Source organism: Microbacterium sp. WCS2018Hpa-9 (genome assembly GCF_031843745.1).
Lineage (GTDB): Bacteria > Actinomycetota > Actinomycetes > Actinomycetales > Microbacteriaceae > Microbacterium.
The window spans coordinates 504273-527417 of the sequence record NZ_JAVTIY010000001.1 but is presented as its reverse complement, the minus strand read 5'-3'; the positions used below and the strand labels follow the sequence as shown (position 1 = coordinate 527417).

Below are 23145 nucleotides of genomic sequence, written 5' to 3'. Positions count from 1 at the left end.
GCGGCGCGTTGTGTCGTCAGATGCCGCTGCCGGGGCGGACGGCTCCGACCGGCGCGCCGCCACCGAGAACCTCGAGAGGCAGAGCAGCAGCGAGAGTCGCGACCTCGGAGTCGGTGAGCCCGCCCGCGCGTGCGAGCAGAGTCGCGGCCACGATGGTCGATGCGCGTGCGCCGCCGTCGAGCATCTTCAGTGCCACGGTCGTTCCGTTCGGCGCGACCATGACCATGATTCCCTCCGCGCCGCCCTTCGCGAACACCCCGAGCTTCTCGATCGCGATGGTGTCGGGGCGACCGGGGCCGTCGATGGTCCACGGGTGCTCGCGCACCGCGCGCACCAGGGAGCCGGCGACCCGGTGCAGGGCGAAGGGGGAGCGATCCGAGGCGGTGCCGATCCGGTGGATCGAACGGGCGAGACCCGTCAGTGTGATCGCATAGACCGGGGCGCCGCATCCGTCGATCGCCGTGTGCGCGACCTTCTCGCCGGTGAGACGCTCGATGACATCGCGGATGTGCAGCTGCAGCGGGTGGGCGGGGTCGAGGTAGCTGTCGGTGGGCCACCCGGTCGCGACGCAGGCGCGGAGCATCGCCGCATGCTTGCCTGAGCAGTTCATGCGGATGCGGGTCTGGGCACCGTGCTCGCGCACGAGCTCGTCGCGGGCCGACGTATCTCCGGGCCATGCCGGCGGGCAGCCCAGATGATCTTCGGTGAGACCGCCCTCGGTGAGCACGTCGCGGACCACCGCGGCATGACGGTCGGTGCCACTGTGGCTCGCGATCGACATGGCGAGCTGCTCACCCTCGAGAGTGGCTCCGGCGGTGATGCAGGCCACGGCCTGCAGCGGCTTCAGGCTCGAACGAGGCAGGATCAGGGCATCCGTGTTCCCATATCGCGCGACGACGTCGCCATCAGGCGAGAGGACCACCGCCGCTCCCGCATGGCGGGACTCGACGAATCCGCTTCGTTCGACGACGGCAAGTTCCACGGCATCTTGAACGGTGAGAGTCTCCAGCACCTCCCAAGGATATCGTCGCTCGGCGGCACGCAGCGCCAGGCGCGGAGAACGTCGAGGGCTTGCTGGTGGCAGACTGTCGCCATGGCAGATCGACCAGCGCCGCTCGGCGAGCACCGCTACTCACTCAGCTCCACCTGGACAGGCAACTCCGGCACCGGTACCAGCGGCTATCGCGAGTATCGCCGCGACGTCACGCTCGAGGTCGCAGGCAAGCCCGACATCCTCGCCTCAGCCGACAAGCCGTTCCGCGGTGATCCGTCGCGGTGGAATCCCGAGGATCTGCTGCTCGCCTCGCTCTCCGAGTGCCATCTGCTCTCGTACCTGCACGCCTGCGTCACGGCAGGAGTCGTCGTCGTCTCCTATCGGGACTCGGCCTCGGGGATGATGCGCGAGGACGGAAAAGGCGGCGGCGCATTCGTCGAGGTGATGCTGCGTCCGGAGGTCGTCGTCGCCGATGCGTCGATGATCGACGCCGCCGAGCTCGCTCATGCGCAGGCCAACGAATGGTGCTTTATCGCGAACTCGATGAACTTCCCGGTGCGGCACGAGGCAACGGTGCGCGCTGAGACGAGCTGAGCGGCCGATCCGCGTCAGCGGCGCTCGTGGGGGAGCGCCTGCTTGATCTTCTCGATCGTGCCCTGCGCCGGGGCCTCGTTATACGCATCGGCCAGCTCCTGACCGGAAAGAGCGTGGATCGCCGCCATGATCTCGTCTGTAGCGAGTCTGCGGGCGCGACCGCTCGTGGCGGGGCCATGGGGTGAGAGGTCGAGCGGCTCACCGAACCGCACCGTGATGCGTTCCTTCAGAGTCGGCATCTTGGCACCGACGGGCATCACCTTGTCCGTGCCGATCAATCCGACCGGGACGACCGGTGCTCCGGTCTGCAGCGCAAGGAAGGCCACCCCCGTGCGTCCCTTGTAGAGGCGTCCGTCGGTCGAACGCGTGCCCTCGGGGTAGAGCGCGACGGCGAGGCCCTCTTCGAGCAGCTGACGTTGCACGTCGAGGGCGTCGAGGGCGGCCTTTCCCGCACCACGGCGCACGGAGATCGCGCCGATGGACTCGAAGAACGTCTTGCTCAGCCAGCCTTTGAATCCCGGTCCCTCGAAATAGGTGGACTTCGCCAGAAAATGCACAGGTCTCGGAGCAGCCACCGGAATCGCGATCGAGTCGATGAACGACAGGTGATTGCTCGCGAAGATGACCGCGCCGTCCTTCGGCACGTTCTCCCTGCCCTCGATGCGCGGCCGGTAGATCGTGCGCGCAAGCGGGGTGATGAGGCTGCGGCCGAGTGCATACGCCAAGCCTGCGTGACGAGGCTTCTCAGTCTCTGCGGGCGAAGCTTCGGGCTCCACGGACTGCTCTGACGTCATCAGAGAAGATTACCCCGGCAATCATGCCGCGGCGGGAATGAAGCGCCAGCGCGCGCCTCCCAGCATCAGCAAAGGGGTGTGAGGGATGATGGGGTGTCCCGCCCGCGATCCTGAGGTTCAACTGTGCGCAAGCGTCCGCCTATCGTCCTGTCCACCGTCGCCGCGGCGACCCTTCTGCTTGCCGGGTGCTCCGGAGGTGCGACGCCGGAGTCCACCGCCACCCCGGACGCCGGCTCCGAGAGCTCCTGCCTCGCTGACATCGCGTCGGGCGCAGGCTCTGATGCCGTGTCCGTCGAGGGATCCGGTGCAGATGCCAAGGTCTCCGTGCCCGAGGGCACGGATCTCGCCGAGGCCGAGCGGTCGGTCGTGGTCGAGGGCGAGGGCGATGACGTCATGCCCGGAGACCTCGTGTCGCTGCGCTACCAGCTCATCGATGCCACGACCAACGAGGTGCTCAGCACCTCGGATCGCGGCCCCGACGGCGTTCTGTCCGCTCTGCTCGCCGTTCAGCAGCCGCAGCAGATCGTCGACCCGACGCAGTCCACCGTCTTCACGGTCGCGGCCGAGTGCCTTCCGATCGGATCGAGCGTGGTCCTGACCCTTCCCGCAGCGCAGGAGGGCATGAACCCGAGCGTGCTCTACGTCGAGACGATCGAGCAGCTTCCGACGACGGCCTCCGGTTCGGAGGTCGACGCGACCGACGGCATGCCCGTCGTCGAGCTCGACGACGCCGGATCGCCGACGATCACGATCCCCGACTCCGATGCCCCCGCCGAGACCGAGGTGGCCGTCCTCAAGCAGGGCGACGGCGCCGTCGTGGGCGCGGGCGACTTGGTCACGGTGCAGTACCGCGGCGTGAAGTGGTCGGACGGCTCGGAGTTCGACTCCAGCTGGAGCCGGGATGCAGCGCCGTCGCAGTTCCAGACCAGCGGAGTGGTCCCCGGGTTCAAAATGGCCCTCGAAGGCCAGAAGGTCGGGTCGCAGGTCGTCGTCGCCATGCCGCCGAAGGACGGCTACGGTGAGGGCGAGCCCAACGACACCGATCTGACCGGCGAAACCCTGGTCTTCGTCGTCGACATCCTCGCGACCACGCCGATCGAGCAGGCCCCGTAAGACGGCGGGGCCGGGGGCTTGCCATAGGCTGGCGGCATGCGTCGCATCATCGTCCTCGGCTCCACCGGCTCCATCGGCACGCAGGCGCTCGACGTCATCCGCGCCAATCCTCGTCGTTTCGAACTCGTCGGCCTCGCCGCCGGGACGAACTCCGAGATGCTCGCGGAGCAGGCTGCGAGCTTCCATGTCGACAGCACCGCACTGGGCGCGGCCGAGGCCGAGCAGCTGGTGCGCGATGTCGAGGCCGACGTGGTGCTCAACGCGATCACCGGGTCGATCGGACTCGGTTCCACCCTCGCAGCGTTGAAAGCCGGCAGAACCCTCGCTCTCGCGAACAAGGAATCGCTCATCGTCGGCGGTGAGCTGGTTCTCGCAGCGGCGGCCCGCGACCAGATCGTCCCCGTCGACTCGGAGCACTCTGCTCTCGCTCAGGCGCTGCGCAGCGGCACCCACGCCGAGGTGCGACGACTTGTGGTGACGGCATCTGGTGGGCCGTTCCGTGGGCGTTCGCGCGAGCAGATGCTCGATGTCACTCCGCAGGAAGCGCTCGCGCACCCGACATGGGACATGGGCCGGATGGTCACGACGAATTCCGCGACACTGGTGAACAAGGGGCTCGAGGTGATCGAGGCGCACCTGCTGTTCGACGTCGCGTACGACGACATCGAGGTCGTCGTGCACCCGCAGTCGATCGTGCACTCCATGGTCGAGTTCATCGACGGATCGACGATCGCGCAGGCATCCCCGCCAGACATGCGTCTGCCGATCTCGCTGGGGCTCGACTGGCCGAGCCGTGTCGGTGGGGTCGGCCGCCCTCTCGACTGGACCCAGGCGACCTCGTGGACCTTCGAACCGCTCGACGACGTCGCGTTCCCTGCCGTCGATCTCGCCAAGGCCGTCGGCCGTGCGGGCGCGACGTTCCCGGCTGTCTACAACGCGGCCAACGAGCAGGCGGTCGACGCCTTCCATGAGGGACGCTTGCCGTTCCTCGGCATCGTCGACACGATCTCGCGGGTCGTCGACGCCCACGAGCCGCCGCAGGTGCTCACGGTCGAATCGCTCGCCGACGCCGAGGAATGGGCGCGCCGCAAGGCCGATCAGCTGATCGCGCGAGCCTGACGCGAGAGCGGCCACAGCGGATCACTGCGGCCGCGCGCCCGAGTCAGTCCTCGTCGGGGTAAGGGACAGGCCAGTGCGAATCGGGCACGGGCCACCCTGCCGCGCGCAGCGCTCGTCGCGCCAGCTCACGCGCCGAATAGGGCGTGCGCACGCCTCGGATGTCGCGATAGTCCTGATGCCCGGGGCCTGCCCACAGGATCGAGTCGCCTTCGCCGACCAATCCGACCGCAGCCACGATGGCCGCCTCGGGCGGTGAGTACTCGTGGATCTCGGCGTCGGGCCGCACTGCTCGTGCGCCGGCGACGAGAGTGGCCCTGATCGAGTCGGGGTCTTCGAAGCGCGGGTGGTGGTCGGTCACGACGAGGATGTCGCTGCCCTCGACGGCGGTGCGCGCCATGTCGAAGCGTTTGCTGGCGTCGCGGTCGCCGTCGGCGCCGAAGAGCATCAGCACCTTGCCTGGGGTGACGCGGCGGACCGCGGCGAGGGTCTTCTCGAAAGCATCGGGAGAGTGCCCGAAGTCGACGAAGACGACAGGGCCGGTGTCTCCGGAGACGAGTTGGGTGCGACCGGGAAGATGCGCCAGGATGCCGCCGTCACGATCGAGCGCCGCGGCGATGCGGTGCCATTCGTAGCCGCCTTCGAGCAGCATCACGATCGCGAGTGCGGCGTTCGCTGCCATGTGCGGGCCGATCACGGGAACCGTCGTGGTCAGGGTCCCCGCCGGGCCGGTCATCGTGAAGGTGGTACCGGATGCGCGCTCGTCATCGATCACCACGACCCAGTCCGCGTGGGCCGCGGCATCGGGATCTGCGGCGATCGACGGGGTGCCGACGGTGACCACGGGGATCTCCGAGCGCTCGACCACGATCGCCCCGTTGGGGGAGTCGAGGCAGACCACACCGCGCGTCGCGCGGTCGGGTCGGAACAGCGGCAGCTTGGCCTCGAAGTACTCCTCCATGTCGGCGTAGTCGTCGAGGTGGTCGTGGCTGAGGTTGGTGAAGCCGGCGACGTCGAACCGGATGCCGTCGACGCGATGACGCGAGAGCGCTTGAGCGCTGACTTCGACCGCGACCGCCTCGACGTCGCGCTCGCGCATCAGCGCGAGCAGCGCGTGCATCTCCGAGGCCTCAGGGGTCGTCAGTCGCGAGACGATGACCTCGCCGGCGATGTGACGCTCGGCGGTCGAGGAGAGTCCGGTGACGACGCCGAGCTGGTCGAGGATGCCCTCGAGCAGATGCGAGACGCTCGTCTTGCCGTTGGTCCCCGTGGTGGCGAAGAGCAGGGGGAGCGGCTCGCCGGCGCCCGTGCCGTAGACCCACGCGCTCAGAGCGCCGAGCACGGCGCGGGGGTCGTCCACGATGATCACGGGGTGTCCGGCCGGCCGGGCGATGTCGGCGCCGTCTTCGTCGGTGATGATCGCGACGGCACCCTTCTCGGCGGCGGTGGCCGCGAACTCGGCTCCGTGGCGGTTGACGCCCCGGATCGCCACGAAGGCCTCGCCGGCGCGCAGATCGGCGGTGGCGAGTGTGATGCCGGACAGGGTGATTCCGTTCACCTCGCCGCGGACGTCTCGAGCGAATCGAGAGGCGAGTTCGGACAGCTCACGCCGGGGCGGGTTCGCGGGGCGGAGCACGGGAGGCAGGCTCGGTTGTTGTTCAATCGACATGTCGCATCCATGATCTCACGGCTCTGGGGAGATCACGGGGTGCGGCACGTCTCCTCGGCCCCATCGAGCCGAGGAGACGTGCCAGGGCGTCACGCCTTGCGGCGGTATGCCAGTACGGAGACGACGAGTGCGGCGACGCCGGCGACCAGGCCGCCCGCGCCCAACGCCGTGCCGAGCGCGGTCGAGGAGTCGGCGTCGCCGGCGGCATCCGAATCGGCGGTGTCCGCGTCTCCGGCTTCCTCCGTGGAGCCGTGCTCGTCCCCGTGTCCGTCAGCGGACGCGGCGACGACCTCGACCACGGGAGCGGGCGCGTCGAGGCTGTGCGGGTCTTCGCCGTCCTCTGCGAGCTGCGTCCATTCGGTGCTGCCCTCTACGCACGTCTGGACGACCGGGAATGCGAGCGAATCGGGCGTGTCCTCATCGAGCCCGACAGCCATGCTCACTGCGCCGCGCAGTTCATTGGGCACCGGTGCGACGGCGGTGTAGGTGACGGCGCTGACGAGTCCGTCATCGCCCTTCTCGATGTCGATCGCCCAGTCGCTGTCCATGGTGGGCGCGACCGACGCGAGCCCCTCGGGCATCGTCACCTTCAGGGAGGTGGTCGGGGAGTTGTCGCAGCCGTGGGCGAACGAGAAGGTCAGCACGCCGTGGTCTCCTGCGACCAGTTCGTCCGGGCTGACACTGACGTGGGCGCTGGCCATCGCAGGGATGGCGAGGGCGAGGATCGCGCCCCCGACCAGTCCTGCGGTGACGTTGCGGCGGGTGCTGGTGCGGGTGCTGGTGCGGGGGCGGGTGGTGGTGAAACGCATGGTGGTACTCCTGTGCTGATCTGCGGGCGCGTCGGTGTGCGCGGCATCCGCGGGAAGGTGGAAACGCCTCGGGGAGGCGATGCGTGATCAGGCGTGTGCAGGAGGACCGCGGCGCGACACCGACACCGAGAAGACGTTCTCGTTCGGCACTCGGATCGCGAAAACGGGGAAGGCGGGGCGTTCGTGAGAGGGGCGGAACACAGTGACCGTGTGACGCAGGCGTGCCTGCACCCAGCCGGCGATCGCGCGCACCGAGGACTCGCCGTGACAGACCAGCGCGGTGGTGATGATCGCGGCGATGACGTGACCGACGAGCATGAGGGCATCAGGAGTGGCCGTGGCGACCACGGGGCCCAGAGCAGCGAGGTCGAGATGGTGCTCGTGCCCTGCGAGCGCCGTCGCACCGGTCGGGGTGCCGAGAAGCTGGAACACGAGGTGGAAGAGACCCTGACTGACCAGCACCGTCAGGGCGATGCGCGCCCGGGACAGTCGGGCGCCGATGAGGAGTGCCGCCAGAGGCACGAGGAGCGTCGCGACGGCGACGACAAGAAGCGGGTGCGGGGCGGCTCCACCCGCCGTGGTGTGCGACGCGGCAGCGACGAGAGTGGCTGCACCGGATGCCGTGGCCGCGCGCAGAAGTCGCAGCTGGCGGGAGGTCACAGGACAAGCCTAACCGTGCCGTGTCATCGCACGATGCAGCTCATGGGGCTTATTCCTAGGCGGCGAGCACTAGCTTGGGGGAGTGGAAGCACTGCTCTATCTGGGTGGCATCGTGTTCATGCTGATCGGCCTCGGCCTGTCGATCGGTCTGCACGAGGTCGGTCACCTCCTGCCGGCGAAGCTGTTCGGCGTGCGCGTCGGCCAGTACATGATCGGCTTCGGCCCGAGGCTGTGGTCCAAGCGCATCGGCGAGACCGAGTACGGGTTCAAGCTGCTGCCGCTCGGCGGATTCATCTCGATGTCGGGGATGTACCCTGCCTCGACCGCATCGGGACCCGCGAAGGGCGTCTTCCGCGCTCTCGTGCAGGACGCACGATCAGCGAATGACGAGACGATCGCGGAGGGCGCAGAGGACCGCGTCTTCTACCGGCTTCCCGTGTGGAAGCGCGTCGTCGTGATGCTCGGCGGCCCGCTGATGAACCTGATCCTCGCGACCGTGATCTTCACCGTTCTGGTGTCGGGTATCGGTGTGCAGCAGGGGACCACGACGATCGCCTCGGTGAACCAGTGCGTTCTGCCCGCGGGATCGACAGCGACCGAGTGCGAGGCCGACGACCCGGCGACGCCGGCTGCAGAGGCCGGGATCAGACCGGGCGACGTGCTGGTGTCTGTCGACGGTCAGCCCGTGTCGACGTTCGCGCAGGCGACGGCCATCGTGCAGGCCGCCCCGGGGGAGGCCCTCGAGCTGGTGGTTCTCCGCGACGGTGCCGAGGAGACGCTGACCATCACGCCGATCGAGGCTGAGCGAACCATCACGGATGCGAGCGGGCAGCCGGTCATCGGCGAAGACGGAAAACCCGTCGTCAGAGAGGTCGGCTATGTCGGCATGGCGGCGCAGATGGGCTTCGTCCAGCAGCCGCTGTCGGCAGGGCCCCAGATGGCGGCCGACACCGTCGTGCGCGTGGGGTCGATGATCCTCACCCTTCCGGTTCGGATCTGGGAGACGGGTGTCTCCCTGGTCACCGGTTCTGAGCGCGACCCGAACGGCCCGCTGAGCGTCGTGGGAGTCGGACGCATCGCGGGTGAGGTCGCGGCGACCGATGCGCCGGTCCTCAACCGCTTCTCCGTGCTTCTCGGACTTCTCGGATCCCTCAATGTGGCGCTGTTCGTGTTCAACCTGATCCCGCTGCTGCCGCTCGATGGAGGTCACGTCGTCGTCGCGCTGTGGGACGGCATCCGTCGCGCCTGGGCGAAGCTGTTCCGGCGACCGCCGCCCCCGCCCGTCGACGCGACGAGGCTCGTGCCGCTGACCGTGGTCGTCGCCACACTGCTGATCGTGATGGGCGCCGTGCTGCTCCTCGCCGATGTCTTCAACCCGGTGAACATCTTCGGGGGCTGAGTCCCCTTCGGGGCTCGGCTGCTCTTGCGGGCCGGGTCGCCCCGGCATCCGCTCTCGGATCAGGCGAGCGCGTGCGAGACCAGACGCTCAAGAGTGCGGATGCCGTCGCGCGACAGGATCGATTCGAGGTGGCCCTGCACTGATGCGAAGCGGTCGCCGCGAAGCGCGTAGACGTCGCCTGATTCGGGGTCGGCCGACACCTCGGCCCCTTCCGTCGACGTCGTGCCGGGGGCGACCCTGGCCGTGAAGGTGTTGTAGAAGCCGATAGAGGCGTCCTCGCCGAACACGGGGACCGACTTCTGCAGCCCCTGATGCGGTGCGGCGAGGGGCGTCAGAACGATGCCGAGACGATCGCTGAGGATCTGGTGACTCAGGCACACCGCGAGCAGCGGCGACCCGGCGTCGACACGTCGGGACACGACCTCGCGCAATCTGGTGATGCGAGGACTCTCGATGTCACGGGGATCGCCCGGCCCAGGGCCCGCGACCACGAGGTCGGCCGCGTCGAGCTCGGCATCGTCGACGTCGCTCCAGGCGCGGATCGTGACATCGAGTCCGAGGTGGCGCAGCTGGTGGGCGAGCATCGTGGTGAAGCGGTCTTCAGCGTCGACGACGATCGCCGATCTGCCGGCGAAGGGACCGGTCAGATCGTCGCCCTGCGGGTTCAGCCAGAAGTCGGCCAGGCGCGCATTGCGCGAAGAGAGAAGCTCCGCGACCGCGGGGTCGTCGGCGAGGGGCTGCCGTTCTCCCGGGGCGTCGGCATCGTCACGCGCCTCGGCGACGCTGTCGCGATCGATCGCCCCGATGGCACCGAGCACGCCGGCGGCCTTGCCGTGGGTCTCCGACACCTCGCCGTGCGGGTCCGAGTGCCGCACGAGCGTCGCGCCCACCGGAACGCTGAGCGAGCCGTTCTGCAGATACACGGTGCGGATCAGGATCGGAGCGTCGAGGTCGTGTCCACCGGCGTCGTTCGGGGTGAACAGGGCGGCCACACCGGAGTAGTAGCCGCGCGGCTTCTTCTCGTGACGGCGGATCACCGCGCACGCGTTCTGCATCGGCGAGCCGGTCACGGTCGGCGCGAACATCGTCTCGCGCAGTATGTCGCGGGGGTCCAGCGCGCTGCGTCCACGGAGCATGTACTCGGTGTGGGTGAGGCGCGACATCTCCTTCAGATGCGGGCCGGTGATGCGTCCGCCGTCGGAGCAGACGGCGCTCATCATCTTGAGCTCCTCATCGACCACCATGAAGAGTTCTTCCGTCTCCTTGGTGGAGGAGAGGAAGTCGACCAGCGTCTCTCTCGTGGCGCCACCCGCAGGGTGGCGGAACGTGCCGGAGATGGGATTCATGGTGACGACGCCGCCTCGCGCGACGACGTGAGCCTCGGGGCTGGCGCCGACGGCGATATGCCCTGGCGTGACCACAGCGAAGGTCCAGTACGCGCCTCGTTCGTGTGTGAGCAGAGCACGGAACCATGTGAGCGCGGCGGTCCGGTCATCGACCTCGATCTCGGCGGTGAAGTCGCGGCGGATCACGAAGTTCGCGCCTTCGCCGCGCCCGATCTCGTCGGCGATCACGGCCTCCACGATCCCTGCGTACTCCTCGTCGGGGATGTCGAACCCGCCGTTGCTCAGCGGCACGGGGTCAGACGGCAGCGCGGAGAGCAGCGCGGGTGTCGCGACATGCAGGTGCTCATCGACCACGATGCAGCGCAGGGGTGCGCCGTCGTCCTGGGCGACGAAGCCGCGCTCGCGCACCTGACGGTAGGGCACCATCGTGAAGATCTCGCGGGGGATGCCGTCGAGCGACAGCGGGATGTCGGCCAGCAGCTCGACATCGACGACCTCGCCGGTGAGCAGTTCGACCGTGTCGGCGCCGTCACGCGCGATGAGCACGAAGGATGCGGCCGGGTCTGCGGTGAGCTCGGCAAGACGTGAGAGGGTCATCGGTGTCTCCTGTGCATGGCTCCGGCTCGGCTCAACGAAAAGACCGCCCCGGAGGCGGTCTGGATTCGTGGGAACGCGAACACACCGCCTAGGAGGCGGGCCACCAGGTGAAGTTCGCGAGCATGGGCTGAAAACTATCACACCGCGCTCCGGCGCCCAGGCCGTGTGACGTGCGTCCGCGCCGTGCGACATCCAGCCTGCGTGCATGCAGGCGGCGTAGGCTGGGGGTGTGCCAGCAGTGAATCTTGGGATGCCGAAGATCCCCGAAGTCCTCGCCCCGCGCCGTAAGTCTCGCCAGATCAAGGTGGGCAAGGTGCTCGTCGGCGGTGACGCACCCGTCACCGTCCAGTCCATGACGACGACGAAGACCACGGACATCAACGCGACGCTCCAGCAGATCGCGGAGCTGACCGCATCCGGATGCGAGATCGTCCGCGTGGCCGTCCCGCATCAGGACGACGCCGACGCGCTGAAGATCATCGCGATGAAGAGCCAGATCCCCGTCATCGCCGACATCCACTTCCAGCCGCGCTACATCTACACCGCCATCGATGCGGGATGCGGCGCTGTTCGGGTGAACCCGGGCAATATCCGCGAGTTCGACGGCAACGTCGGCAAGATCGCCGAGGCCGCGAAGGCCGCGGGCGTCTCGCTGCGCATCGGCGTCAACGCCGGCTCGCTCGACCGCCGAATCCTGACCAAGTACGGCAAGGCGACCGCTGAGGCGCTCGTCGAGAGTGCCGTCTGGGAGGCTTCGCTGTTCGAGGAGCATGACTTCCACGACTTCAAGATCTCGGTCAAGCACAACGACCCGATCGTGATGGTCAAGGCCTACCGTCTGCTCGCCGAACGGGGCGACTGGCCGCTGCACCTCGGTGTGACCGAGGCCGGTCCCGCGTTCCAGGGCACGATCAAGAGCGCCACGGCTTTCGGCATCCTGCTCGGTGAGGGCATCGGAGACACCATCCGCGTGTCGCTGTCAGCGCCGCCGGCCGAAGAGGTCAAGGTCGGGCACCAGATCCTGCAGTCGCTGAACCTCCGCGAGCGCAAGCTCGAGATCGTGTCCTGCCCGTCATGTGGGCGTGCGCAGGTCGACGTCTACTCGCTCGCCGAGAACGTCACCGAGGGGCTCAAGGACATGACCGTGCCGCTGCGCGTGGCTGTCATGGGATGCGTCGTGAACGGTCCGGGTGAGGCACGTGAGGCCGACCTCGGGGTCGCCTCGGGCAATGGCAAGGGGCAGATCTTCGTCAAGGGCGAGGTCGTCAAGACCGTGCCCGAAGCAGACATCGTCGCGACCCTGATCGAAGAGGCCAACCGCATCGCGGCCGAGATGGGGCCTGAGGCGCCGCTCGGCACCGCGCAGGTCGTCACGGCCTGAGCCTTCGACGGCTTTGCGAGGGGGCGATGCCTCCGCCGCACCCGTCACAGGTCCGTGGCGGGTCGTGCAGACGGTGAAGAATCGCGGGGCGATACGGTCGGGTCATGCGTGCAACTCGTCCCTCGTCCGTCTTCGTGGTCACGACTCTCCTCGCCGCAGCTGTGCTTGTCACGGCGTGCGCGCCGGAACCGGTACTCCCCTCGACCCCGGATCAGTCCGAGGAGCCGACCGCGACCGAGACCGCGACCCCTGGTCCGGTGGACCCTGTCGTCGCCTTCGACGGTGACTGCTCGGCGGTCCTCGACACGACGGCGCTCAGCGCGGCCATGGACCAGGAGATGAGCTTCTGGGAACCGCAGTGGGTGACCGGCGCAGACGCCGAACTCGGCGGGGTGACCTGCGGGTGGGTGTCGACCGAGTACGCCGCCGCGTTCGCGACGGTATGGGCCTACCCAGTCGATGCTCTCGACCCGGCCTTCATCTCGAACGACGCCGCCAACTCCTGCGCGGTGGACGAACCCCGTTGCGTCATCTCCGGTGTCTTCGGCGAGACATGGATCGGCGTGAGCGCCTATTCTGACCGTTCCAGCGAGCAGATCGAGATGATGCGACCGCTTCTTGCGGAGATCGGCGAGCGGGCAGCGGCCTTTGCACCGCAACCGCTCGCAGGTTCCAGAGCCGGGTGGTGGACGCCCGTCCCGTCATGCGAAGACATTGCGGCTTCGCTGAGTGCCGGCGGCACGCCGTCCATGGCGACGGACGATCGTCCGACCGAGCTGCCGCAGTTCGTCGGTGGGCCCGTCAGTCGTGGATGCTCGATCGAGATCGAGAAAGACGGCGAGGCCCATGTGGCCACCGTCTATCTGACCGCGGGCGCGGGGGCAGGCCTCGATTCTGTGCTGACCCTCGATCCGTCTGCGCGAGTGGACTACGAGGCCAGAACGTTCGCCACCGCGTCTGAGCAGTATCCGATCGACGGCAACCCGGGGCTTCTTCTCGGTACGGATGGCGTCAATCTCGTCCAGCTGCTCCGCAACGGTGAAGCCGATGCCACCGCGCGAGATGCGGCTCTCCTCGATACGATCCTGACCGCCCTCGAGAACTGAAACGAGCGATCGCTGTGCGAGGCTGGAGCAATGGCTGAATCCCAATCCTCTACGCACGTGACGTTCGCCGACGGGGGGCTGGTGTCCTCGGGAGCGATCACCCGGCTCGAGAGGTCGCCCAACGGCACTCTCGTCGTGGTCGACTTGACCCCGTTCCATCCGGTCGACCACACCTGGCCCGATCAGCCGGGCGACACAGGCGAGCTGTCTGCCGAGGGGAATGTGGTCCGCGTCACCGAGGCCGTGATGGCTGCCGTATCGGATGAGGGCGAGTTCGCGGTCGGAGCCGACATCCCGGTCAAGCGAGGCGTGGACGGATGGACCTGGCTCGTCGGCCACCCGATCGACGGCGACGCTCCCACCTGGCTCGCCGAGGGCGCACGCGTCGAGTTGTCGGTCGATGCCCCGCGACGGGCGGGGCTCAGCCGTGGCCACACCGCGTGCCACCTGGCGTCCTTGGCGTTGGACATCGCTCTCGCCGACCTGTGGCGCAAGGATCCCGGTGCGGATGCTCTCGGCAACCCGAACTTCGAGGCCAGAGCGAATCAGTCCAGCCGCATCCACGAAGACGGCGCAGTCGACGAATACCGCCTGGGCAAGAGCCTGCGCAGAGCCGGATTCGACACCGAGACATTCACGGCGATGCTCGCGGATCGTGAGGCGGCGATCAATGCGCAGCTGGCCACGTGGGTCGCCTCCGGCGCTGCGAGCCGGGTGGTGCCCGAAGGCCCGACGATCGTGGACCGTCGCAGCTGGCATTGCGAACTCCCGGATGGTGACGCGGAGATCCTCTGCGGCGGAACGCACGTCGAGTCCCTCTCCGAGTTCGTGTCGATCTCGGTCTCGCTCGATCTGACTGATCCGCAGCTGCTGGTGATGACCACGAAGGCCGTTCCCGCGGTCTGAGTCCGCTCAGCGAACGAATCCGGCCTGCACTCGGCCGCCGGCCCGCTCGAGCTCGTCGGAGACGCGCGCTGCGAAGGTCGGGTAGTCGCTCTCGAGCAGAGGGATGGTCAAGCGGTCGGCTCGCTCGACGCTCAGCTCGCGGAGGCGCCGCGGCAACCATTTGCCCGCCCCTATCCACCGCCCGTCGGCGAGCAGAATGAGCTCTGCGATCCGCTCGAACAGGATGGATGCCTCCACACGCTGCTCGAGGGGGTCGGTCGCGTCCTCCAGATCGTCGAGCACATCCGTGATGACGTAGCGGCGGAACGCGGACTCCTTCGCGCTGAGCGACGGCCCTGCGTCGAGCACGTTCTGCCACTGCTGCCGTAGCGGTGCCAGTCGGCCATCGTCTCGGATCGCGGTGCCGTCGACGAGCATGTGCACGGTCACCGGCCGATGCTGCGCGATGCCTCGTGCCGCCCACTCGTCGAACCCTGTCGGTGTGTAGGCGAAGACCTCGAGGATCTCGCCCTCGAAGTCGTGCGTCGAGGCTTCGCTGGTCTGCCCTGGGAGATCGAAGAGCCAGTCTCCGAGCAGCAGCAGGTCTATGTCACTCGTCGCGGTGCGATCGCCCCGTGCCGCGCTCCCCGCGACGATGGCCACGTCGGCTCCGGGGTAGTGGGCGGTGACGAATCGTGCTGCGACGGCGAGGGGATTCACCCCGACAGCGGGATCCTCAGTCTTGTCGACGATGGAGGTTGCGGCGGGAGTGTGGCTGGGGTCGATCGCGTCTGCGAGGATTCGGTCGACGCTTCGAGCACGACGCATCGCTGCGATCTCGTCGATCGCGAACCATCCTGTCTCGGCCAGTTCGCCGTCGGTGAAGACCAGGGACGAGCCGTCCGGGATCGAGCAGAGGAACGCGGTCGTGACGTAGCTGACGACGTCGTCGTTGGCATACCGGACGAGGAGTTCCTCCCCGCCGTAGGCGCCGACGAGACCATCGATGTCGACGCGGACCCCGAGCTCTTCCCGCACCTCGCGCAGCACGGCGTCCTTCGGATCCTCACCGGGTTCGACCCCGCCGCCGACCAGGCCCCATTCCGATGAGTCCACCCGCCGACACAGCAGAAAGCGGTCATCTCGCCGGATGACCGCCGTGACCGCAGGGAGCAGCAGGAGGTCGTGACCGATGCGTTCGCGGATCCCGCTGACGTAGGGCGATGTGGGCATGGAGCAGAGCCTAGGGGTCAGAGGGCGAACTCGATCTCGCCCCGGGCGATGTCGGTGCTGACGACACGCAGGGAGACGCGTCCGCCTGGCTCTGTTCCGGCGGGCACAGGTGCGGACGCGGTCACGGCGGGGTTCGCGAGCTGCACCGTCGCGCGCTCGCCGCGTATCTCGATCACCGTCGCCTCGACCGTCCCGCCCACGAACGGGGTGAGCAGTGCGGCTTCGACGCAGTTGATCGTCGCCGAATCGAGTCTCGACGCGCGTTGCCCGGAACTCTGCATCAGCGCAGGGAGATCGGGCAGCGACTCTCGAACCCAGTCCGGCACGTCTCGACCTTCGGACACCGCGAGGCAGATCTCGAGAGACCAGCGATCGACGAGACGGCGCAGGGGAGCGGTCGCGTGGGCGTAGGGCGCCGCAATCGCGGCCTGATCTGCGTCGCTCGGGGCAGAGCCGTCGAACGTCACGTAGCCGGCGCCACGAAACAGAGACGCGGCTGCCTCGAGAACGGGCAGCGTCATCGGGTCGGCGCGATCCAGGTCGCGCAGATAGTCGCCATATCGTCCCGTCGTCCACGGGCGTCCGAGAGCCTCGGTCTGATGGCGGAATGCGTCGAAGGCCTTCTCGTCGGGCTGCGGCATGGTTCGAAGGATGCCGATGCCGGCGTCCAGCATCAGCGACGCCGCCGCCATACCGGTCATCAGGGACAGCTGGGCGTTCCACTCCTCGACGGGAAGAGGATGCCGGCGCTCGATCGCATAGCTGCCATCGGCCGCTCTCGTCACCTCCTCGTCCGGGAGGTTCAGGCTCGCGCCGCCGCGGATCTTCTCCTGTTCGATCCGCAGTGCGCCGATCTCGGGCAACAGCGCCGCCGGACCACCTTCGCCGCGGTCGAGTGCGGCCTGGGCGCTGGCGTAGTCCAGCTGGGCGCGGGACCGGATCAGAGCCCGCTCCAGCCGGAAGCCCGTGACGGTGCCCGACGAGTCGAGCGCGAACGTCCAGACGAGGGCAGGGCGATCCACATCGGCCAGGAGCGACGCGCGGTCCTCGCTGAGAATCTTCGGATGCAGGGGGATCGTGCCGTCCGCGGCGTAAAGCGTCTGGCCACGGCGCCGAGTCTCTGCGTCGACCTCTCCGCCGGGCGCGACGAAGCCGGGGACATCGGCGATCGCGTAGCGCACCGTGTAGCCGGAGCCCTCACGCTCGAGATGGAACGCCTGGTCGAGGTCGCGTGACCCGAGCGGATCGAGCGTGGCGAAGGGGATGTCGCGCAGATCGAGCTCGGGAGTCGCGATTTTCGTGGCCTCTGCTTCGGCGACGACCGCGGCGGGGAAGTCCGAGGGTGCATCGAGGGACTCTCTCAGCGCCGCGAGCGCCGCGGCGAGTTCGGTCTGCGCGGCTGAAGGGGCAACGTGCGATCGGCGCTGAGGCATGCCCCCACACTATGACGCCGCGGGCAGAGGACGGCCCGATGCCGGGCATGCTCGCCGTCGCCGTCGCCGTCGCCGTCGCCGTCGCCGTCGCCCGATGGTCAGAACGGCGGCAGGGCGTCGTCGGTGACGGTGGTGGTGTTCTGTGCGGGTGGTTTGTCGATGTAGACCTGGCCGGTGGGACTGGTCCAGGCGAAGGTGTCGTCGTCGTGGTGTTGGACGTGCCAGGGGGTGTGGTGTTTGAGGGTGTGGTGTCGGCGGCACAGGACGCCGAGGTTGTCGGCCGTGGTCGTGCCGCCGAGGGCGTGGTCGCGGGTGTGGTCGAGGTCGCTGTCTCGGGCGGCGTGCCCGCAGGTCGAGAATCGGCATCGTTGATCGCGGGCTCTCACGTGCCGTGTCAGGGCGGCGGAGGGCCGGTAACGGTCGACGGCGAGCAGCGCGCCGGTGATCGGATGGGTGAGGATCCGATCCCACCCGGACGCCATGCCGGCGAGCAGACGCGCGGTGCGGATATCGATCGGGATGCGGCCGTTCAGCTCGGCAGGGACGGCGCTCACGCCGATCAGCGACAGCATGGGGACGGTGACAGTCACGGTCGCAGTGATCGAGGCGAGCAGGGCGTCGGCGGTGCCGTGGCCGGCCGGTGCGCCGGTGAGGAGCAGGTCGAGGGCGACATCGCAGCGGGCCTGCCCGAGTGTCCGCGGGTCCTGGGCCGCCGCCGCGCGGGAGTCGCTCGACGAATCCGCAAAGGAGCCTTTCGCCATCGCGGTGACCCGGTCGAACGCACCGTGCACGAGAGCGGCCGGGCCGAAGACGCTCAGCTCGGCCATGCCGTCTGCCCGGTCTTTCACCCACACCCCGCGCTCCCGGCGGGCGTCCTTGTGACGATCGTCGAGGCTGCGCCGCTGGAACCGGTCGGCGACTCGCCGCGCCATCCGCCCCACCCGGTTCGGGGACTCCGTCTGCGCGAACTCGACCATCTGCCCCGCGTACGCGTCACGGTCGGCCGCATCATCGAGGTGCATCCCGGCATCGACGATGACCCGCGCATGCGCGGCGCTGATCAGACCAGCACCCTGCGCCTGCCACACCCGGGGGAACCGCGACACCACCAGTTCCGCGTCGAGCATCCGCCGCTGCACCGTCCGGTCGCTCACGCGCAGCGCCGCCCCGAACTCCGCCGCCACCGCCCGCACCGCCAGATCGACACCATCAGCACTCGGTTCGTCGGCCTGACCGGCCGCCTCGACCGCGATCCGCGACCCGAGCGCGAGAAGACCATCACGCGCGGCCAGCAACGACCCGATCGTCCGATCGACCTCGACGAGCATCTCAGCGACCGCGCCCAGCGCACCCACCTGCTCAACCGTCGCGTCCATCAATGCCGTCATACCCACATCACACCACCCACCACCGACATTCCCACCCCAGATCAGAGACCAAAACCCTGCCCTCGACGCAGAACAACGGCATCCCGGAATGAACGAGGGCGCTGCCCCATGAAGGCCGCCAGCCAAGACCTCTCGGCGCACCCGGAGGCAACGCTCCTGACGGCCATCGGTGCACTGCGGCTCCTCTCGAGAACCTGTGATTCGCGTGTCCGTCCGACCCAGACCGGAATACTGGGCGTTAGCGTGGGGGCATGACCACTGCTGCGAAGGCCAAGACCCTGATCGGACTCTATGAAGCCCCGGAGATCCTCCGCGTCGTGAATGTGTGGGACGTCGTGTCAGCCCGCGCTGTCGCGAAGCTCCCCGAGACGAAGGCGATCGCGACTGCCGGTCACGGCATCGCCGCCTCGTTCGGATTCGAGGACGGCACGATCCCCAGGGACATCATGATCGACATGGTCGGTCGCATCGCGGTTTCCGTCGCGGTCCCGGTGACCGCCGACCTCGACGACGGGTACGGCGACGCGGGGGAGACCACGCGCCTCGCGATCGGCGCTGGCGTGGTGGGAGCCAACATCGAAGATCGCCTCAAGCCGTTCGATGAGTCCGTCGCGGCGGTCGAGGCCATCGTCAAGGCCGCGGAGGCCGAGGGCGTTCCGTTCGCGCTCAACGCGCGCACCGACGCGTTCGTCCGCGCCGGTCACCGCCCCGTCGCCGAAAGCGTCGCGGACGCTATTCAGCGAGGCCGAGCATTCCTCGACGCCGGAGCCACCGCGGTGTTCGTGCCCGGCATGCTCGACGCCAACATCACCCGACAGCTCGTCGAGGGCCTCGGTGAAGGCAAGCTCAGCGTGATCGGGCTTCCCGGAACCCTCGCGGCCTCGGAGTACGAGAAGCTCGGAGTCGCCCGCATCTCGTACGGCCCGCTTCCGCAGCGCGTGGCGCTCACCGCGGTCCAGGAGCTCGCCGCCAGCCTGTATGCAGGCGGCGTGATCCCGAACGGCCTCCCCGCGCTCAACTGACCCACCGCGAAACGAGTGACCACCGGTCAGTAGACTTGGCCCGTGGTCACTCGTCTCTCGAATTTCTTCCTCCGCACACTCCGCGAAGACCCTGCAGGCGCAGAGGTCGCCAGCCACCGGCTGCTGATCCGCGCCGGGTACATCCGACCGCAGGCGGCCGGCATCTTCGCGTGGCTCCCTCTCGGGCTGCGCGTGAAGGCCAAGATCGAGGCCGTCGTGCGGGAGGAGATGGGTGCCGCCGGTGCGCAGGAAGTGCATTTCCCGGCCCTGATGCCGCGCGAGTCGTATGAGGCGACCGGGCGCTGGGACGAGTACGGCGATCTTCTCTTCCGTCTCCAGGATCGCAAGGGCGGCGACTACCTGCTCGCGCCGACGCACGAGGAGGCGTTCACGCTGCTCGTGAAGGACCTCTACTCGTCGTACAAGGATCTGCCCCTGACGATCTATCAGATCCAGGACAAGTACCGTGACGAGGCTCGCCCCCGGGCGGGCCTGCTCCGCGGCCGCGAGTTCACGATGAAGGACGCCTACTCCTTCGACTCCTCGGACGCCGGACTCGAGGTCAGCTACCAGGCGCAGCGTGATGCCTACGAGCGCATCTTCCAGCGCCTCGGTCTCGAGTACGTGATCGTCCAGGCGGATGCCGGGGCGATGGGCGGTTCGCGCAGCGAGGAGTTCCTCCACCCGACCCCCGTCGGTGAGGACACGTTCGTGCGCAGCGCCGGCGGCTACGCCGCCAACGTCGAGGCGTTCACGACCGCGGTTCCCGACGCCGTCGCCTTCGATGCCGACGCATCCCCGGTCATCTTCGACTCACCGAACACGCCCACGATCGAGACGCTCGTCGCACACACGAACGCGCACCTGGACGGCGAGTACTCGGCTGCCGACACACTCAAGAACGTCGTGCTCGCCCTGACCCACCTCGACGGAACGCGCGAGCTGGTCGTCGTGGGCATCCCGGGCGACCGCGAGGTCGACGAGAAGCGCGCAGAGGTCGCCTTCGCACCGGCCGAGGTCGAGACCGCCACCGCCGACGACTTCGAGAACAACCCGCTGCTCGTGAAGGGCTACATCGGACCGTGGTCGCCCACGGGAGCCGTGCTGGGCGAAGAGTCCGCGACCGGCATCCGCTATCTGGTCGACCCCCGCGTGAGCGAGGGCACCAGCTGGATCACGGGCGCGAACGTCGATCAGAAGCATGCGCACTCGGTCGTGGCAGGTCGGGACTTCTTCGCGGACGGCATCGTCGAGATCGCGAACGTCCGGGCGGGAGATCCCGCACCCGACGGGTCCGGCCCGGTCGAGCTCGCTCGCGGCATGGAGATCGGCCACGTCTTCCAGCTCGGTCGCAAGTATGCCGAAGCCCTCGGGCTCAAGGTCCTCAACGAGAACGGCAAGCTCGTCACGGTCACGATGGGCTCGTACGGCATCGGCATCACGCGCATCCTCGCGATCATCGCCGAGCTGCACAACGACGAGAAGGGTCTCATCTGGCCCGCATCCGTCGCGCCCTTCGATGTGCAGGTCGTCGCAGCCGGCCGCGACCAGGTCGCCTTCGATGTCGCGGCCGATCTGTCAGCGCAGCTCGAATCCGCAGGACTCGATGTGCTCTACGACGACCGTCCGAAGGTCTCGCCCGGAGTGAAGTTCGGTGACGCGGAGCTCGTCGGCGTACCGAAGATCGTCATCGTCGGCCGTGGCGCCGCAGAGGGCCAGGTCGAGCTGTGGGACCGCAGCACAGGTGCTCGCGAGACGGTGTCGGTCGCCGAGGTCATCGAACGCCTGACCCGCCGCTGAGCCACGCTCACAGAACGCCGCGCCCGTGTGACTGACACGGTGCGCGGCGTTCGTGCGTGGTGCGGATCCGCCTGCGCAGGCGAGCGCCCGGGCGGCTGTCGTCAGCAGACGATGTAGCCGTGGTTCATGATGTCGTCGTCGGGGGTGTCCCGGGTCACGAGGGACTTCAGGGCACCCGCCGCCATCGCGATCTTGCCCTTCGCCGGCTCCCAGAACTCCACCACGGTGGGGGTCACCTTGAGCAGTGCGATTCCCGGTGTGTCGAGTCCGTCGGCGAACCAGATCTCGAGCGAGGGGGAGTAGAGCTCCTCCATCTTCGTCCGGTCGTGCACGAGCGTCGCCTTGCCCGCGACCGAGACATATCTCATGCCCTTTGCGTCGCAGTACGCGAGGCCGACATCGTGATGCTTGCGGGCCTCTTCGACCTTCTCGGTGTCTTCCGCGGTGAAGAACCAGATGTCTCCGGCATCGTCCATCTGCCGGGTCGACATCGGCCTGCTCACCAGGTTGCCGTCGTCGTCGATCGTTGTCAGCATCGTGAAGTCGATGTCCTCGACGAGCTCGGTCACGCGCGCGAGTGCTTCCGGTCCAGTGATCTCTGTCATGCGGCCACTGTGGCGCAGCGGCCCCGACTTTGCACGGGCGTTGACACCGGCCCATACGCGTGGTCGGCGCATCGGGCGGCGTTGCGTAGACCCGCTCGAGACGCCCTCGTGACAGGCTGAGGGTATGACCGACGAACCACTGCCGGAATCGCTGAGTGCCGAGATCAACAACGTCCTCGACGAGGCCGGGGTGAAGACCGACCGCAGGCTGGTCATGCGCATGATGCGCACGGCGGTACTGCTGGGTGAGGACGGCACGAACCGTCTCGACCTCAAGATCGCCTCCGCTGCCCTCGCTGAGATGCGAGACGCCTTCCGGCTGTTCGCTCCGTTCGAGGGCGTGCCCAAGGTCACGGTCTTCGGTTCGGCGCGGACCCGCCACGATGACCCGCTCTACGTCCAGGCCCGTGACGTCGCCGCCGCTCTCGCAGCGGATGGGTGGATGGTCGTCACCGGTGCGGGGCCGGGAATCATGCAGGCTGCGGCGGAGGGTGCGGGGCCCGCGCTCTCACTCGGGGTGTCGATCCGGCTGCCGTTCGAGGAGAAGGCCAACAGCCTGATCGCGGCGAGCGAGCACGTCGTGGCGATGAAGTACTTCTTCACCCGCAAGCTGATGCTCATCAAGGAATCCAGCGGCTTCATCTGCCTGCCCGGCGGGTTCGGCACGCTCGACGAGATGTTCGAGCTGCTCACGTTGCAGCAGACCGGCAAGGCCGAGCCGACGCCGATCGTCTTGCTCGACGAGCCGGGCGGCACCTTCTGGAACGGGCTCAAGCGGTTCATCGACGAGGATCTGGCGCCCACGGGTGTGATCTCCGAGGGCGACTTCGACCGCGTCGTCATCACCGACTCCGTCGAGTCGGCTGCGGCGGTGATCGCAGGGTTCTGGCGCAACTACGACTCGCTGCGCTGGGTGGGGGATTCGCTCGTGCTCAGACTGCGGGCCGCCCCGACAGATGCAGAGCTCGAGGAACTGAACGACCGGTTCGCCGGGATGCTGGCGAGCGGGCGAATCGAGCGGACTGCTGCGCGGTCACCGGAAGTCGCCGACGATGATCTGCTGCATCTTCCTCGTCTCGCCCTGCACCTCAATCAGCGTCAGGTCGGCGGTCTCTTCCGCCTGATCGGTGCGATCAACTCGCTGGATTCCGCTCCCGAGATGTGATGCCGGGGGTTCACTCGGCATTAACCCTGCCGTCAT

General features: G+C 68.2%; 20 protein-coding genes. 10 read left to right on the top strand and 10 right to left on the bottom strand.

Translation table 11 applies throughout. The features are described from left to right. Window positions 1-16 precede the first annotated feature (16 nt). Window positions 17-1012 carry an asparaginase gene (locus RQG82_RS02705; protein WP_311257581.1) on the bottom strand — a complete coding sequence of 332 codons (996 nt, stop codon included), beginning with the start codon at window positions 1010-1012 and terminating at the stop codon, window positions 17-19. Between the two features lie 81 nt (window positions 1013-1093). On the opposite strand from RQG82_RS02705, the gene RQG82_RS02700 reads away from it, so the two are divergent. After that, on the top strand, window positions 1094-1588 hold the full coding sequence (locus RQG82_RS02700; protein WP_311257580.1) for an OsmC family protein: 495 nt from the start codon (window positions 1094-1096) through the stop codon (window positions 1586-1588). Window positions 1589-1602: 14 nt separating this feature from the next. Here the strand turns inward: RQG82_RS02700 and RQG82_RS02695 are convergent, their stop codons facing one another. Next, window positions 1603-2382 (bottom strand): lysophospholipid acyltransferase family protein, encoded by a 780-nt coding sequence (locus tag RQG82_RS02695; RefSeq protein WP_311257579.1) that lies wholly within the window; start codon window positions 2380-2382, stop codon window positions 1603-1605. Between the two features lie 123 nt (window positions 2383-2505). Here RQG82_RS02695 and RQG82_RS02690 point away from each other — a divergent pair, with 123 nt between their 5' ends. Continuing rightward, window positions 2506-3495, top strand: a complete 990-nt coding sequence (locus RQG82_RS02690; RefSeq protein ID WP_311257578.1) for an FKBP-type peptidyl-prolyl cis-trans isomerase — start codon at window positions 2506-2508, stop codon at window positions 3493-3495. Between the two features lie 36 nt (window positions 3496-3531). Beyond that, entirely contained in the window at window positions 3532-4614 is a 1083-nt protein-coding gene (gene dxr, locus RQG82_RS02685) for a 1-deoxy-D-xylulose-5-phosphate reductoisomerase (RefSeq protein ID WP_311257577.1), read from the top strand. A gap of 43 nt (window positions 4615-4657) precedes the next feature. On the opposite strand, the gene RQG82_RS02680 is transcribed toward dxr, so the two are convergent. The 3 genes from RQG82_RS02680 to RQG82_RS02670 form a co-directional block, all read right to left on the bottom strand. Next, window positions 4658-6280 (bottom strand): UDP-N-acetylmuramoyl-L-alanyl-D-glutamate--2,6-diaminopimelate ligase, encoded by a 1623-nt coding sequence (locus RQG82_RS02680; protein ID WP_311257576.1) that lies wholly within the window; start codon window positions 6278-6280, stop codon window positions 4658-4660. An 89-nt stretch (window positions 6281-6369) separates the two neighbouring features. Further along, complete coding sequence (locus RQG82_RS02675) at window positions 6370-7089, bottom strand: YcnI family protein (RefSeq protein WP_311257575.1); 720 nt, start codon at window positions 7087-7089, stop codon at window positions 6370-6372. Between the two features lie 87 nt (window positions 7090-7176). After that, on the bottom strand, window positions 7177-7749 hold the full coding sequence (locus RQG82_RS02670) for a hypothetical protein (RefSeq protein ID WP_311257574.1): 573 nt from the start codon (window positions 7747-7749) through the stop codon (window positions 7177-7179). Window positions 7750-7831: 82 nt separating this feature from the next. Here RQG82_RS02670 and RQG82_RS02665 point away from each other — a divergent pair, with 82 nt between their 5' ends. Next, the gene (locus RQG82_RS02665) at window positions 7832-9148 is read left to right on the top strand and encodes a site-2 protease family protein (RefSeq protein ID WP_311257573.1); all 1317 of its coding nucleotides are present in this window, start codon (window positions 7832-7834) and stop codon (window positions 9146-9148) included. Between the two features lie 59 nt (window positions 9149-9207). Here RQG82_RS02665 and RQG82_RS02660 read toward each other — a convergent pair whose 3' ends face one another. Next, entirely contained in the window at window positions 9208-11091 is a 1884-nt protein-coding gene (locus RQG82_RS02660; protein ID WP_311257572.1) for a chorismate-binding protein, read from the bottom strand. A gap of 229 nt (window positions 11092-11320) precedes the next feature. Between RQG82_RS02660 and ispG the strand changes: the two genes are divergently transcribed. The 3 genes from ispG (at window position 11321) to RQG82_RS02645 (ending at window position 14484) form a co-directional block, all read left to right on the top strand. Beyond that, window positions 11321-12472 carry a flavodoxin-dependent (E)-4-hydroxy-3-methylbut-2-enyl-diphosphate synthase gene (ispG, locus tag RQG82_RS02655; RefSeq protein ID WP_311257571.1) on the top strand — a complete coding sequence of 384 codons (1152 nt, stop codon included), beginning with the start codon at window positions 11321-11323 and terminating at the stop codon, window positions 12470-12472. Window positions 12473-12576: 104 nt separating this feature from the next. Next, a complete protein-coding gene (locus RQG82_RS02650; protein ID WP_311257570.1) occupies window positions 12577-13578 on the top strand; it encodes a hypothetical protein in 1002 nt (333 codons plus the stop codon). Between the two features lie 30 nt (window positions 13579-13608). Further along, window positions 13609-14484 carry a hypothetical protein gene (locus tag RQG82_RS02645; protein ID WP_311257569.1) on the top strand — a complete coding sequence of 292 codons (876 nt, stop codon included), beginning with the start codon at window positions 13609-13611 and terminating at the stop codon, window positions 14482-14484. A 6-nt stretch (window positions 14485-14490) separates the two neighbouring features. Here RQG82_RS02645 and RQG82_RS02640 read toward each other — a convergent pair whose 3' ends face one another. The 3 genes from RQG82_RS02640 to RQG82_RS02630 form a co-directional block, all read right to left on the bottom strand. Then, window positions 14491-15696, bottom strand: coding sequence for an NUDIX domain-containing protein (locus RQG82_RS02640; RefSeq protein WP_311257568.1), 1206 nt, complete (start codon window positions 15694-15696; stop codon window positions 14491-14493). 17 nt (window positions 15697-15713) lie between these two features. Then, window positions 15714-17129 carry an RNB domain-containing ribonuclease gene (locus tag RQG82_RS02635; protein ID WP_311257567.1) on the bottom strand — a complete coding sequence of 472 codons (1416 nt, stop codon included), beginning with the start codon at window positions 17127-17129 and terminating at the stop codon, window positions 15714-15716. A 98-nt stretch (window positions 17130-17227) separates the two neighbouring features. After that, window positions 17228-18505: a DUF222 domain-containing protein gene (locus RQG82_RS02630; protein ID WP_311257566.1), complete on the bottom strand. Its 1278-nt coding sequence runs from the start codon at window positions 18503-18505 to the stop codon at window positions 17228-17230. Between the two features lie 263 nt (window positions 18506-18768). Between RQG82_RS02630 and RQG82_RS02625 the strand changes: the two genes are divergently transcribed. Together RQG82_RS02625 and RQG82_RS02620 are read left to right on the top strand one after the other, a co-directional pair. Beyond that, on the top strand, window positions 18769-19539 hold the full coding sequence (locus RQG82_RS02625) for an isocitrate lyase/phosphoenolpyruvate mutase family protein (RefSeq protein WP_311257565.1): 771 nt from the start codon (window positions 18769-18771) through the stop codon (window positions 19537-19539). 42 nt (window positions 19540-19581) lie between these two features. Then, window positions 19582-21339: a proline--tRNA ligase gene (locus tag RQG82_RS02620; protein WP_311257564.1), complete on the top strand. Its 1758-nt coding sequence runs from the start codon at window positions 19582-19584 to the stop codon at window positions 21337-21339. Window positions 21340-21440: 101 nt separating this feature from the next. Here the strand turns inward: RQG82_RS02620 and RQG82_RS02615 are convergent, their stop codons facing one another. Continuing rightward, on the bottom strand, window positions 21441-21944 hold the full coding sequence (locus tag RQG82_RS02615) for a pyridoxamine 5'-phosphate oxidase family protein (RefSeq protein ID WP_311257563.1): 504 nt from the start codon (window positions 21942-21944) through the stop codon (window positions 21441-21443). Window positions 21945-22068: 124 nt separating this feature from the next. Between RQG82_RS02615 and RQG82_RS02610 the strand changes: the two genes are divergently transcribed. Then, entirely contained in the window at window positions 22069-23109 is a 1041-nt protein-coding gene (locus RQG82_RS02610) for a TIGR00730 family Rossman fold protein (RefSeq protein WP_311257562.1), read from the top strand. Window positions 23110-23145 lie beyond the last annotated feature (36 nt).